The organism is Ralstonia sp. SA306 (assembly GCF_054792405.1).
In genome coordinates this window covers 2289087-2303367 of sequence record NZ_CP096451.1, presented here as the reverse complement: position 1 = coordinate 2303367, position 14281 = coordinate 2289087, and the positions used below count along the sequence as shown (strand labels likewise).

The 14281-nt window shown below is 64.8% G+C and carries 8 protein-coding genes; 6 read left to right on the top strand and 2 right to left on the bottom strand.

Translation table 11 applies throughout. From position 1 onward, the window contains the following. Positions 1 to 513: 513 nt before the first annotated feature. Positions 514 to 1815, bottom strand: a complete 1302-nt coding sequence (gene hemL, locus M1D44_RS11020) for a glutamate-1-semialdehyde 2,1-aminomutase (RefSeq protein ID WP_024976429.1) — start codon at positions 1813 to 1815, stop codon at positions 514 to 516. A 215-nt stretch (positions 1816 to 2030) separates the two neighbouring features. Here hemL and M1D44_RS11015 point away from each other — a divergent pair, with 215 nt between their 5' ends. The 6 genes from M1D44_RS11015 to M1D44_RS10990 all read left to right on the top strand — a co-directional run bounded on the left by M1D44_RS11015 (position 2031) and on the right by M1D44_RS10990 (position 12630). Further along, the gene (locus M1D44_RS11015; protein ID WP_003261842.1) at positions 2031 to 2213 is read left to right on the top strand and encodes a rubredoxin; all 183 of its coding nucleotides are present in this window, start codon (positions 2031 to 2033) and stop codon (positions 2211 to 2213) included. Positions 2214 to 2506: 293 nt separating this feature from the next. Beyond that, the gene (locus tag M1D44_RS11010) at positions 2507 to 3004 is read left to right on the top strand and encodes a response regulator (RefSeq protein WP_037031664.1); all 498 of its coding nucleotides are present in this window, start codon (positions 2507 to 2509) and stop codon (positions 3002 to 3004) included. Positions 3005 to 3034: 30 nt separating this feature from the next. Then, complete coding sequence (locus M1D44_RS11005) at positions 3035 to 3403, top strand: response regulator (protein WP_024976427.1); 369 nt, start codon at positions 3035 to 3037, stop codon at positions 3401 to 3403. Positions 3404 to 3481: 78 nt separating this feature from the next. Beyond that, positions 3482 to 4027, top strand: coding sequence for a chemotaxis protein CheW (locus tag M1D44_RS11000; protein ID WP_045204649.1), 546 nt, complete (start codon positions 3482 to 3484; stop codon positions 4025 to 4027). A 246-nt stretch (positions 4028 to 4273) separates the two neighbouring features. Then, the gene (locus M1D44_RS10995; RefSeq protein WP_024976425.1) at positions 4274 to 6511 is read left to right on the top strand and encodes a methyl-accepting chemotaxis protein; all 2238 of its coding nucleotides are present in this window, start codon (positions 4274 to 4276) and stop codon (positions 6509 to 6511) included. A gap of 89 nt (positions 6512 to 6600) precedes the next feature. Next, the gene (locus M1D44_RS10990) at positions 6601 to 12630 is read left to right on the top strand and encodes a hybrid sensor histidine kinase/response regulator (protein WP_316853235.1); all 6030 of its coding nucleotides are present in this window, start codon (positions 6601 to 6603) and stop codon (positions 12628 to 12630) included. 70 nt (positions 12631 to 12700) lie between these two features. Here the strand turns inward: M1D44_RS10990 and M1D44_RS10985 are convergent, their stop codons facing one another. Then, positions 12701 to 14257 carry a cryptochrome/photolyase family protein gene (locus M1D44_RS10985; RefSeq protein ID WP_316853236.1) on the bottom strand — a complete coding sequence of 519 codons (1557 nt, stop codon included), beginning with the start codon at positions 14255 to 14257 and terminating at the stop codon, positions 12701 to 12703. Positions 14258 to 14281: the final 24 nt, after the last annotated feature.

Genomic DNA, 14281 nt, shown 5'->3' with positions numbered 1-14281 from the left:
GCCGGGCACGACCTACTTTTCTTTGTCTTGCCAAAGAAAAGTAGGCAAAAGAAAGGCGCGCCCGAGATGGCGACCCATTCCTTGAATTTGCGTAACCGTGCGGAGACGGGAAAAACTCGCTGCGCTCAGACAGTTTCCCGTCTTTTTTCCGCCCGCTTACGAAAATTCAAGGCGCCATCAAGGGCTCAACGTCAAAAGAGAAAGGCCAACCCATCGCGCGGTTGGCCTTGTCGTTTGGGCGGGCACCCAAAAGGTTTGCTTTTGTCCTTTGACTTTGCTGCCCTATGCGGCGCCTTGAATTTCTGTTGCAAGGAGGAAAGAGGAAGGGAAACTGTTTGAGCGAAGCGAGTTTTTCCCTTCCCCTCCTTGCGACATAAATTCAAGGAATGGTTCGCCGCATCGGGCGCGCCTTTCTTTACTTACTTTTCTTTGGCAAGACAAAGAAAGTGAGTCAGCCCCGGCAGGGGATGAAACCAGGGATGCACCACCAAGGCTCATCCCAAGAAAACAAACTCAAACACCCCTAAACGCCTTCCGAGCCGCCTCAAACGTCGCATCCAGAATCGCATCATCATGCGTGGAAGACACAAATCCGGCCTCAAACGCAGACGGCGCCAGATAAACACCCTGATCCAGCATCGCGTGGAAGAACGCATTGAAGCGCCCAACATCGCTCTTGGTCACTTCAGCAAAGCTCGTCGGCACGCCCTCGCGGAAGTAGATGCCGAACATGCCGCCCACGCTGTCGGCGGCAAACGGCACACCAACCTCACGAGCGATTTCCGCCAGGCCATCGACCAGCTTGCGTGTCTGCGTCGCCAGACGGTCATGGAAGCCATCCGCAGCAATCAGCCGCAACGTGGTCAGCCCAGCCGCCACGGCCAGCGGGTTCCCCGACAACGTTCCTGCCTGGTAGACGCTGCCCAGCGGCGCCAGGAACCCCATGATGTCCCGGCGGCCACCAAACGCCGCGGCTGGCATACCGCCGCCAATCACCTTGCCCAGACACGTCAGGTCCGGCTTGATGCCATACAGCGCCTGCGCGCAGCCGAGCGCCACGCGGAAGCCCGTCATCACCTCGTCAAAGATCAATACGGCACCGTGCTCGGTACACAGCGCGCGCATGGCCTGGTGGAATTCGTTGCTGCCACGCACGAGGTTCATGTTGCCGGCCACCGGCTCGACGATCACGGCGGCGATTTCCTTGCCGTGACGGGCAAATGCCTCGCGCAGCGCAGTGACGTCGTTGTACGGCAGCACCATCGTGTGCTTGACCACGTCTTCCGGCACGCCGGCGGAAGAGGGCGCGTTCTGCGTCGTATCGGCAAACGTCAGCAGGCCCGAACCGGCCTTCACCAGCAGGCTGTCGGCATGCCCGTGGTAGCAGCCTTCAAACTTGATGATCAGGTCGCGCCCGGTAAAACCGCGCGCCAGGCGCAGGGCGCTCATGGTCGCTTCGGTGCCCGACGATACGAGTCGCACCTGCTCGATCGACGGCACGAGCTTGCAGATTTCCTCGGCCATGACGACTTCAGCCTCGGTAGGCGCGCCGAACGAGAAGCTGTCGGCCGCCACTTCCTGCACGGCGCGGACGACATCCGGATGCGCGTGGCCCACGATCATCGGACCCCAAGAGCCCACGTAGTCGATATAGCGGGTGCCGTCGGCGTCCCACAAGTACGGACCGGCTGCCTTGGCAATGAAGCGCGGCGTGCCACCCACCGAGCGGAAGGCGCGTACCGGGGAGTTCACCCCGCCGGGGATGGTCTTCTGGGCACGTTCAAACAGGGCAGCGCTGCGGGAGGAAGTCGACATGGAGGGTTTTGGAAGAGAGCGTAGCGCCGAGCAGAGCGGCGCTGCGGCACGGTTTAAAGGCTGTTCGAGGTGATTATGTGGTGGTTTGCCGCAGATCCGGGTTGGATACAGTCAAACACCGTGTCTGCCCGGCGCGTGTTCTGGCGCACCCGGGCGCGATTCGGTACCATCTGGCCTGCCATTTTAATAGACGGAACCCACCGAAGCTTTGCCCTATGGAACAACAGATTGAATACAAGACGTGGATGTGCCTGATTTGCGGCTGGATCTACGATGAAGAACAAGGCGCCCCGGACGACGGCATTGCGCCCGGCACGAAGTGGGAAGACGTGCCCATCAACTGGACGTGCCCGGAGTGCGGCGCGCGCAAGGAAGACTTCGAAATGGTGCAGATCTGATCCGGATCTGACCTGTCTCCCGTCAGCAAGTGAGCGTTTGCCCTCTTGCTGACAGCCAAGTATCAGGAAGTGACGGTTCGATGAAATGGGCTCGTCGCTTCCATGCCACAAGCGCTCGGCGGACGGCCGGCGCCATTGACGGCGAATAGGTGACTTGTCACACTTCGTCAAATTCTGAGCTTCACACTTCATAAGCGGGCCGGGGGGCGTAGTTTTGAAGTCGTCGCCAGCGTGGGCCTTTTCCGTTTGGAGGGCACGCTGCGCGGCGATTTGCCGCGATCCATCCGGTCAGAATGTCGTGGCGACCCGTGGTCGCGCACTGCGAGAACATGATGCAATCCGCGCGGGTGGAACAACTGGCTGACTCCCAACCGCTGGCGAACTCTCCGCTGGCGCATTCCCTGACAGGCTGCAAGGTGCTGGTAATCGACGATTCCAGCACCATCCGCCGTACCGCGCAGATTTTCCTCACCCAAGCCGGGTGCCAGGTTGTGCTGGCCGAAGACGGCTTCGACGCACTGGCCAAGGTGGGTGACCTGAAGCCCGACATCGTGTTCTGCGACATCCTGATGCCGAATCTCGACGGCTACCAGACCTGCTCGCTGATCAAGAAAAGCCCAAAGTTTCATGCCACGCCTGTGATCATGCTGTCTTCGCGCGACGGAATTTTCGACCGTGCGCGGGGCAAGTCGGTCGGGGCGGTGGACCACCTTGCCAAGCCGTTCTCGAAGGAAGCGCTGCTGGAGGCGGTCCAGACGCATTTGCCGGTGGCGCCAGCTGCCGCGCAGTGATGGCATCTCTCTTAACGAAGGACTGTTTGTATGGCAATCAAGAAAGTGTTGGTGGTCGATGATTCTCCGACCGAAGCGCTGCACCTGTCGGAGATCCTCGGCAAGAACGGTTTCAAGGTGACGGTGGCTGCCGATAGCGAGCAGGCCATGACCAAGCTCGAAGGCGAAACCTTCGACCTGATCCTGATGGACGTGGTGATGCCGGGCCAAAACGGCTACCAGGCGACCCGCGCCATCAAGAAGGACGAGCGTTTCCAGGGCATCCCCGTGATCATGTGCACGACCAAGGGCCTGGAGACCGACCGTGTGTGGGGCATGCGCCAGGGCGCATCGGACTACATCGTCAAGCCGGTCAAGGCCGAAGAGCTGCTCGAGAAGATCGCCAAACTGGCGCAGTAAACCCGCGGCAGTTGGCCAATCGTTATCCAACCGCGCGCAACGCCTGACATGGCGTACAGCACAGGACATGAGCCAGACGTGAACGAACAGCGCACCAACCTGACCTCCCGCCAGCGCCTGCATGAATACCAGGCGATGCTGGCCCGCCGCCTCCAAGAGGCGCGCGCCAAGTCGTCGACGGAAGGCTTTCTGGGCGTGCAGATCGGCGAGCACCACTGGCTGCTGTCCCTGACTGAAACCGGCGAGGTGCTGGACTACCAGCCGCCCGCACGTGTGCCGCTTACGCAGCCGTGGTACCTCGGTCTCGTGAACGCGCGCGGCAACTTGCTTGGTGTGATCGATTTCGGCCTGTTCTGCGGTGAAGCGCCGACGGGCAGCGGCAGCGGCGCCAAGATCGTAGTGCTGTCCAAAGACCCGCAGCGGGCGTGCGCGATCGTTGTGCCGCGCGTGGCGGGCCTGCGCAGCCTGAGCGATCTGCAGCCCGCGGAAGCCTCCGTGGAAGAGGGCCGTCCGTGGTTGGGCCGCGCCTGGCGCGACGCGCAGGGCACGCAGTGGCGCGAACTGGATGTGCGGCAGCTTCTAGCCGATCCGGCGTTCCTGCAGGTCGGCCGCAGCCGCACATAAAGCGATTGGGCAATCAGGCCGTAGAGCCGTAGACCAAACAAGAAAGATTGAGCACGCCGCAACGGGAGCGGGGTGTGCAGGGGCAAGAGGCGGTGCGTGGCGCGCAACAGGGCGCGCCTGATGTATCCAGGCACTGCCGAAGGTGCGTACCACGCCGGATGGAACAAGGCGCGGACGCGGACGGGAAATCCATGCGGCTGATCTCGATAGAACGAGACGGCAGCATCGACAAGACAAGAGGGTCCTATGGGGTTCAAGTGGTTCAACGCAGGTCGCCGTGCCGGTGAGGCTGGGGCGCCGGAGGTTGCAGTGGAGGGCGCGTCGGCGGCTTCCGCGCAGTTGGCGCAGTTGGACAATGCGTCCCATACGGATGACGACAATCCCGCTGGCCCGCCCACGCAGTTGGGCCGCTCGCCCATGGATGCCGTGGTCGGCTGGATGGAGCGCGTGCCGTTTGCCGCGCAGCAGCGTGTCTTCACGATTGGCCTGGTGGTCGGTCTGCTGGCCCTGCTGATCTCGGTGTACCTGGATAACCGCCAGGCCAACAACGGTTCGGTGCAGATTGAAATTGCCGGTGACACGCTGATGCACTCGCAGCGTCTGGCCAAGGCAGTGCCGGTGGCGCTGCTGGGTAACACCAACGCATTCGCCCAGCTCAAGGAAAGCCGCGCGCGCTTGCAGGAGAACCTCGAGGCGTTGAAGAACGGCAGCTCCGAGCGCGGCGTGCGTGCCTCGGGTGGCGAGGCCGGAGCCCTGCTCGACAAGTCGATCGAAGAGTGGAAGCGCAGCGACAAGAGCGCGCAGGCCATTTTGGCGCAGGAAAAGACGCTGGTGGCGGTGGGTAAGACGCTGAACGTGTTCAACGCGTCGAACCCCGAACTGCTGGAAGAAGCCGAGCAGATCTCGTCGATGAAGCTGCAGACCAACGCGCCGGCCCGTGAAGTGGCCGCCTCGTCGCAGCTGGTGATGTTGACGCAGCGTCTGGGTAAGAACATGAACGAGTTCCTGGCCGGCGAAGGCGTGAACCCGGAAACGGCGTTCCTGCTCGGTAAGGACACGAACACCTTCCGCGAAACCCTGAACGGCCTGCTCAACGGCTCGGAAGCGCTGCGCCTCTCGGCCGCCACCGATGCCGAGACGAAGGGCTATCTGCAAGAGCTGTCGACCCGCTTCGACAACGTGCAGAAGACCACGCAGATCATTCTTGAAAACCTGCCGGGCCTGATTGCCGCAAAGCGCGCCCAGCAGCAGATCTTCAACGACAACGAAAAGCTGCGTGCCGACCTGTCGGACCTGCAGTCTGCCTATGCCGGCAGCGTGCGTAGCCGCCCGGTGACGCTCGGTGCGGTGGTGCTGTCGGCCATCCTGACCGTGGTCTGCCTGGCCGGCCTGGCCGCCCTGTACTTGCGCGATTCGCGCGTGCGTACGATGGAAGCAGAGGCCCGTCAGCGTGAAGCTGAAGAGCGCCGGATGGTGGAAAAGCGCAACAACGATTCCACCCAGGCCGCAATTCTGCGTCTGATGAACGAGCTGCAGGACATCGCAGACGGTGACTTGACCAAGCAGGCCACTGTGTCGGAAGACATTACCGGCGCCATTGCCGACTCGGTGAACTACACCGTGGAAGAACTGCGCGAGCTGGTCGGCCGGGTGCAGCAGACGGCCGAGCAGGTGACGCAGGCATCGTCGGCAGTGCAGACCACGTCGGAAAGCCTGGTGGCCGCGTCGGAAGAACAATCCCGCCAGATTCGCCAGACCGGTCAGTCGGTGGTGGAGATGGCCGACCGCATTACGCAGGTCTCGCGCGGCGCAGCCGAATCGGCCAACGTTGCACGTGCCTCGCTGGCTGCTGCAGAGCAAGGTCAGCAGGCGGTGCAGAACGCCATCACGGGCATGAACGACATCCGTGATCAGATTCAGGAAACCTCGAAGCGGATCAAGCGCCTGGGCGAATCGTCGCAGGAGATTGGTGAAATCGTGGAGCTGATCTCGGACATTACCGAGCAGACCAACGTGCTGGCACTGAACGCTGCCATCCAGGCGGCATCGGCTGGTGAAGCCGGCCGCGGCTTCTCGGTGGTGGCAGAGGAAGTGCAGCGCCTGGCAGAGCGTTCGGCTGAGGCAGCCAAGCAGATCGGTGCGCTGATCCGCACGATTCAGACCGACACGCAAGACGCGGTGCACGCAATGGAGCGCAGCACGGCGGGTGTGGTGGAAGGGGCCAAGCTGTCCGATAACGCCGGTGCCGCACTGGTGGAGATCGGCCGTGTGTCGCGCCAGCTTGCCGAACTGATCGAGAGCATTTCGCAGACGACCTCGCACGAAGCGACGCTGGCTTCGGACGTTGCGCAGAACATCGAACAGATCCTGCACATCACGGAACAGACGTCGACGGGTACGCGCCAGACCGCACAGTCGGTGCGCCAGCTCACGCAGCTTGCTGAAGAACTGCGTGACTCGGTGGCGCGGTTCCGCATCGCCTGAGCTCGTCACCACTGGATTTCGGGCGGGAGCGCCGAAGGGGCCACCCCTGGGCAATTGCGGCAACCGCCACCTGCTTTTTGGAAGCACACATGCGTCATCAATCTTCCGCCGAGCCCGCCCAGTCCCATCCTGCCTCGCTTGAGGCGACCGGGGCCCCTGCGGTTCGTCCGAAAGCTGCCGTGCCCGCGCGCGACCTCTCCGCGCTGGCGTGGGTGGCGCCCAACATGCGCGCCGCGCTGGACGATGCCGTGCGCGAGTTCGGCGAATACGCGGCCGAGGTCATCGCCAATCCGGAGGTCATCGGTGCGCGCGATACGACCTCGCTGCGCCTGGCTGGCCAGTATTTGCACCAGGCTGCCGGCGCGCTGCTGATCGTCGGGCTGCGTGGTGTCGACGTGTATTGCCAGGCCGCCAAGCGCCTGCTCGAAGCCGTCGATGCCGGCACCGTAGCCGCTGACGCGCAGACGCTGGATGTGTTCTCGCGCGCCGTGCAGGCGTTGCAGGAATACGTGGCCGACCTGATGGCCGGCATGGACGAAGAGCCGCTGCGCCTGTTCCAGCCGTATCAAGCCGTGCTTGCCCGCCTGGGCGAAGAGCGCATCCACCCGGCTGATCTGTGGGCCGATGAGCTGCGCCATCTGCCGGCTCTGCTGCTGCCCTCGCGCGATCTGCCCGGACTGGCACGCCTGCGCCGCAAGTTCGAACTCGCGTTGCTGACCGCGCTGCGCGCACCGGCATCCAACGCCGATGGTGCGCAGGTGGATCCGTCCGCCGCCGCTGCAGCGTACGCTCCGCTCGAAGAGTTGCTGCATGGCATTCGCGCGCTCGAGCGCGAACCGCGCCGTGCCGGAGACGATCTGCAGCGCGATCTGTGGCTCGTGCTGGCCCTGACCTTCGGCGCCTTGCGTGCCGGCCTGGTGCCGGCCGACATGACCGCCAAGCGCTTGGCGGCACGCGTCAACCTGTTGCTGCGCCAGTACTCGCACAACAACGTTCATCTGCCGCAAGGCCTGCTGACCGACGCGCTGTACCTGCTGGCAGGCATGGCGTACAGCAACGCGCCCGCAACCCCAATGGGCGACGACACGCTCGGCCCGGACATCGTGGCCTGTGTGCAGGCCTTTGCGATTCCGCCCACGCACGCACCGGCTGGCGCACTGCATACGCGCCAGTATTACGCGCTGCTGCCGACGGACACCAGCGACACGCTGCAACGCGTTGGCCGCTCGCTCGAATCGCTCAGTCAACAACCTGCGCCCGCTGCGGACGAACTCGACGCCGCACTGCAGACGCTTGCGCTGCATGCCGACGCGTTGGGCCAGCCGGCCCTGTCTGACCTGTCGAACCGACTGACCGAAGCTGCCGGGCAGGACGTTGCGCCCACGCTGCAATTCCTCTCGCGCATGCTGGCGCGCCCGTGGGCCGTGCATGGCGAATCCGGCGACTTGCGCAGCGCGTGGTTTGCCGCCCGCTGCAGCGAACTGGCCGAACACGCTCGCGCCACGCAAGACGGCCACGCCGTGCCAGCACCCGCATGGCTCGCGCTGCTGGCCGAAGAAGCCGCACAACGCCGCGCGCGCGCCGAGCAGGTTCGCACGCTGCAAACGCAGTTGGCCTCTGCCGAAACGCACCTCGATGCGTTCGAGCGTGAAGGCAAAGAAAGCGGCGGTCTGCAAGAAGCTGCACGCCTGTTCGGCGAGATGCAGAGTGCCTTTGCCGCACTCGACGCCTATGAGGCTGTCCACGCCACCGAAGCCGCGCAATCGACCATCAACGCGCTGCAAGCGGCGGGCGAGGGTGCCACCGCCGATCGCGAACGCTACCTGGCTGCGCTGGCCGCCAACGTCAGCGGCCTGCAGGCCTTGCTCGACGCGCTGGCTGCCGGCACAGAACTGACCGGCGGCCAGGTCGACGAGATCGTCATCGAAAGCCAGTTGACGCCGACCGGGCGCGAAACCGCATGGCGTGAGTTCGCCTTCGATACCGAATCCGGCATGCTGACCCGCCGCGAGCCGCAATCCGAAACGCTTGTCGGCGCGGGTGTGTCCAATGCCGAGGCTGCATCGCCGCTGCAATCGCTGCTCGATCGCCTGCTGGCCAAGCAACCGGTTGACCCGACCGACCCGCTGGCCGCCGAGTTGCGTGCCGCGCTGCAGGAAGCACGCGACGCCGCCGCCATCGACGACGATCCGGCTCGCCGACGTCGCCTGGAAGAGGCGCTGGCCCAGTTCGACGCATGGCAGGTCGGCAGCGCCGGTGCGCTTGAGCGTATGCAGGCCGCATTGGCGGCACCGGCTGCCGCGCCTGCCGCTGCCGCCGCATCTGCGCCTGCTGCCGTGCGGGATACCCAATCCATCGATGCCGAGCTGCTCGACATCTTCCTGTCTGAAGCCGAAGAAGTGCTGGCCGGCGTGCGTGCCGATCTGCATGGCCTACAGGACGCTGCCGATATGGGCACGGGAGGCCTGGCTGCCGGCCCCGACCTGGACTTGCTTACGCAACTGCGCCGCGCGTTCCACACGCTCAAGGGCTCGGGCCGCATGGTCGGCCTCACGCGCTATGGTGAAGCGGCCTGGGCGATCGAGCAGGTGATGAACGTCTGGCTGGCCGAGAGCCGCGTGCCGACGCATGACCTGGCCGCGCTCCTGACGCGCGCCGAGTCCGAACTGTCGACATGGGCGGCTGCCATTGCGCAATCGCCGCAAGCCGATCACGCCATCGAGCCGCTGGTCGCCGCCGCAGAGCGTGTGCGCCATGGCGGTCCGTTCGTGTGGCTGGAGACGGTGCCCGAAGCGCACGCTGCTTCTGAACACGTTGAGCCGCAAACGCACGAAGCACCGGCTGCGGAAGCCGCATCGCACGACATCGACGCGGCACAGCCGATGGAGCTGGCTGAGCCGGACGTGCCCGTTGCGGAAACCGAAGAAGATGACGAGCCCGCGCTGCCCGAAGTCGAGGCGCCGATGCCCGAGGCCATCGCGCCGGTGGTCGAGCATGAGGCCGTCGAGCCGGTTGCAGAGCGCGTCGAAGAGGCCCATCAGGAAACTGCCGCTGAACCGGTGGCCGCTGACGCTGACGTCGACGCCAAGGTGATCCCGTTCCCGTTCGCGCAGACCGGCGAGCCGGAGGAAGCACCGCACGACGATGGCGTGAAGGAGATTGGTCCGGTCCGCATCAGCGTGGCGCTGTACAACGTCTACCTGCAGGAAGCCGATGACCTGATCCGCCGCCTGGGCGTGGATTTCTCGGAGTGGCGTCACGAAGGCCGCACGCCCCCGAGCGAGCTGGCACTGCGCGCCGCGCACACGCTGCAAGGCAGCTCCGCCGTGGTCGAACTGGAGCCAGTGCGCCAGTTGGCTGGGGCGCTGGAGCAGGTGCTGCTGAACCTGAACAGCCGCCCGGTGGCGATGCATCCGGGCGACTTCCGCCTGCTCGATCAATCCATCGAGCGCATGCGCGGCATGCTGCATCAATTCGCCGCCAGCCTCTGGCCGGAAGCTGACGAGGCGATGCGCCGCAGCCTGGACGAACTGTGCGAGCGTCTGCTCGTGCGTCCGCGCCTGCCGCTGGAGCCGGCGCCCGCCGCCTTTGCCGAAGCCGAACAGGCCGAGAACGAAACCGCTGGCTTGGCCGGCGAGCCCGGGTTTGAGCCGGCGGAGATCACGCCGACGTTCGTGCCGTCGCTGGTGCCCGTGCACGAGTCGCCGGTTGCCGAGCCTGCCGTGGGTGAGCTGATCCGCCAGGCACCGGCCGACGCGCTCGACCCGGCGCTGCTGGAAATTTTCCTGGAGGAAGCGCACGTCGCGCTGCCCGAACTGGGCCAGCACCTGCGTGCGTGGGAAGCCGCGCCGCAGGACCGCAATGCCGCCGGCCTGCTGCTGCGTAATCTGCACACCGTCAAGGGCAGTGCGCGCATGGCCGGCGCCATGACGCTGGGTCAGGCCGCCCACGAAATGGAAAGCGCCATTGAAGGCGGCCTGCGCCAGAACCGCGTGGACGACGCGCTGTTCCGTAAGCTCTACGTCTGGTTTGACCGCATTCAGGCGCACGTCGATGCGCTGGGCGCGGGCAATCTGCTGCCGCTCGATGCCGGCCTTGCCGATGCTGCCGATGCGCCGCAGACGGCCGCTGGCGCGCAGGCATCGTCCGGCGCATCGCTGCTGCCAGCTGTTGCGGTATCGACGAACGTCGATCTGACCGGCGCGCGCAGCCCTGAAGCTGAAGCCCTGGAAGTGGCTGAACGCCAGCGTGCGATGGTGCGCGTGCAGGCGCGTGCGCTTGACTCGCTCATCAACGATGCGGGTGAAGTCGGTGCCGCGCGTGCGCGTCTCGAGTCGGAAGTCGATGCACTCAAGACCTATCTGTCGGAACTGAACGACAACGTGGCGCGCTTGCGCTCGCAGGTGCGCGAGATCGAAATCCAGGCCGAAACGCAGATGGAGTCGCGCATTGCCGATGCGGCTGCACACGACGAATCGTTCGACCCGCTGGAATTCGACCGATTCACGCGCTTGCAGGAACTCACGCGGATGATGGCCGAGTCCGTCAATGACGTGGCGACGGTGCAGCAGAACTTGTTCCGCGGTTTCGATCAGGCGTCGCTCGATCTGGAAACGCAGGCACGCCTCACGCGCGGCTTGCAGCGTAGCCTGATGCGCGCACGCATGGTGCAGTTCGATACCGTGGCCGACCGTCTGTATCGTGTGGCCCGCCAGGCCGCATCGGAAACCGGCAAGGAAGTCCGTCTGTTCATCAAGGGCGGTACGGTGGAACTTGATCGCAGCGTGCTGGACCGCATGGGCGGCCCGCTGGAACACATGATCCGCAACGCCGTCGCACACGGCATTGAATCTGCCGACGAGCGCCGCGCCAAGGGTAAGAATCCGGCCGGCGAGCTCACGCTCGAAGTGCAGCAGGAAGGCAACGAAGTCGTGCTGCATTTCGTCGACGACGGTGCCGGCCTGAACCTCGACCGCATTCGCGCCCGCGCGCTGGAACGCCAGCTTCTGGCGCCGGATGAGGAGGCCAGCGATGCGCGTCTCACCGAGATGATCTTCACGCCGGGCTTCTCCACGGCGGATCAGGTGTCCGAGCTGGCTGGCCGTGGCGTGGGCATGGACGTGGTGCGTGCTGAAACCGTCGCCCTGGGCGGCCGGATCTCGCTGCAGACCACGCCGGAAGTCGGCACGCGTTTCACCATCCACCTGCCGTTGACCACTGCCATTACGCAGGTGCTGCTGGTGCGTGTGAGCGAGCGCGTGTATGCGATTCCGTCGGGCATGATCGACCACGTGCAACAACTGCGCCCCCAGGCGCTGGCCGAGGCGTACAACGCCGCCGCGCTGCAATTGCCGACGGGCCCCGTGCCGTTCCACTACTTTGGCGCGCTGCTTGAAGAGGCGAAGTCCGTCACGGGCGGGCGCAAGTACTCGCCGGCCGTGGTGGTGCGCAACGGTGCCGAACGCGCCGCCGTGCACGTCGACGAAGTCATCGGCAACCGCGAAGTGGTGGTCAAGCACATCGGCCCGCACCTGGCGCGTCTGGAAGGGATTGCCGGTGCGACCACGCTGGGCGACGGCGAGATCGTGCTGATCTACAACCCCGTGGTGCTCACGCAGCGCTTCGAGCGCGAAGCCGCCGTGCGTGGTCTGTCCGATCAGGAGGCGACGGGTGCTGTTGCCGAGCTGCACCGCGACGGCAGCACCGACGCCGTGCCGGGCTTGGCCACACAGCCCATCGTCATGGTTGTCGACGATTCGCTCACGGTGCGCAAGGTCACGCAGCGTCTGCTCACGCGCTCCGGCTACCAGGCCGTGCTCGCACGCGACGGTGTGGACGCGCTGCGTCAGTTGCAGGAGATCACGCCCGACGCGATGCTCGTCGACATCGAAATGCCGCACATGGACGGCTTCGACCTTACGCGCAACGTGCGTGCGGACGAACGCATCGGCGCCACGCCGATCATCATGATCACCTCGCGTACGGCGGACAAACACCGCCGCTACGCCGCGGAGATCGGCGTGAACGTCTACCTGGGCAAGCCGTACAACGAAGAGGAATTGCTCCGGCATCTGCGCAACCTCATCGGCGAGCGGGCGCCGGCGGCCAACGCAGGCTGACGACGCGCATCGCAGAAACAACAACGGGCCGGTAAAACACCGGCCCGTTGCTCTTGGTGCATGGCGATTTTCAATCGTCGTCGCTGGTTTTGCTGAGTGCCGCCGCCTCAGCGCCCGATGTGCGATGCGCCTTGGTAACCGCATAGCGGTCCAGCGTCGCTGCACGCGCGCTGGCGTGGTCGACGATCGGCAAGGGATACGTTTCGCCCAACGCGACGCCCGCATCCTTCAGCACATTGGCAGGTGCTGTCCATGGCGCATGGATGTACTTGTCGGGCAGCTTTGCCAACTGCGGCAGGTACTTGCGGATGAAACGGCCTTGCGGATCGAACTTCTCCGACTGCGTGACCGGGTTGAAGATGCGAAACCACGGTTGCGCGTCGCACCCGCTGGAAGCCGCCCACTGCCAGCCGCCGTTGTTGGCCGCGAAGTCGAAGTCGTTGAGCACGTCGGCAAAATACTGCTCGCCGCGTCGCCAGTCGATACCAAGGTCCTTGATGAGAAAGCTGGCCGCCACCATGCGCAGACGGTTGTGCATATAGCCGCTCTGGAAAATCTGAAGCATGGCTGCGTCCACCAGCGGATAACCAGTGCGTGCACCCTTCCAGGCTTCGAAGCGTGCATCGCCGGTGTCGCCGTCTACCCAGCTGATGCGATCGAATTCGGGATGGAACGCGGCGGCGTCGGCCAAGTCCGGGCGGTGATGCAGGATCATGAAATAGAAGTCGCGCCAGACCAGCTCGGACAGCCACGTCGCCGCGCCCCGGCTTCCGCGGAGCATGGCGGCATGTGCACGCGCTGCAAGCGTGCGGATCGACACGGTGCCGAAGCGCAGGTGCGTCGACAGATAGCTGGGTCCGCGCACGGCGGGGAAGTCGCGGCGCGCATGGTAGTCGTCCATGCGCTCTTCAAACTCGTCGAGCAAGGACTGCCCCCCCGACATGCCGGTGGGCAGGGCAATCTCCGACAGATTGGTGCGAGCGAAGCCCATCGCTTCCAGCGCAGGCGTCGCGTGCGCAAGCGCCTGCGGCGGCTTGGCCAGCGCACCGAGGTAAGGCTCGGTCGGATACGCGCGCAAGTCGAACGGTGTCAACGCTGCCAACCACGCGTTCTTGTAAGGCGTGAAAACGCCGTACGGTTTGCCTTGCCCGTTCAGGATTTCATCGCGCTCGAAGATCACCTGATCCTTGAAGTCGAACCAGGCGCACGGCTGCTGAGCCAGCACTTTGCGCACCGCTTCATCGCGGGCCTGCGCGGAAGGTTCTTCGTCATGGTTGGCGAAAACGGCTTCGATGTTGAGCTTGCGCGCGATCTCGGGAATCGCGTGGCGCGGGTGATCATGCACGACGATCAGGTCGCCGCCGGCCTCGCGCAACGCGCTGCGCAGCTCCTCAATGGACGCGCGGATGAACTCGATGCGGCGGTCGGCCTTGAGCCCGCGCGCAAGCAGCGCGTCGAGGATGTCGCGGTCAAACACGAACGCGCAATAGACCTCGCGGCAGTGGCGCAAGGCATAATGCAGCGCCGCGTGGTCAAAGTGCCGCAGATCGCGCCGGAACCACACCAGACCACGCTGGAAGTGCGCTCCAATGTTGTACGGCTGGCGGCTTGGGGCGGTGGAGGGCATCGGATGGAATCGGTTGCTCTTTGG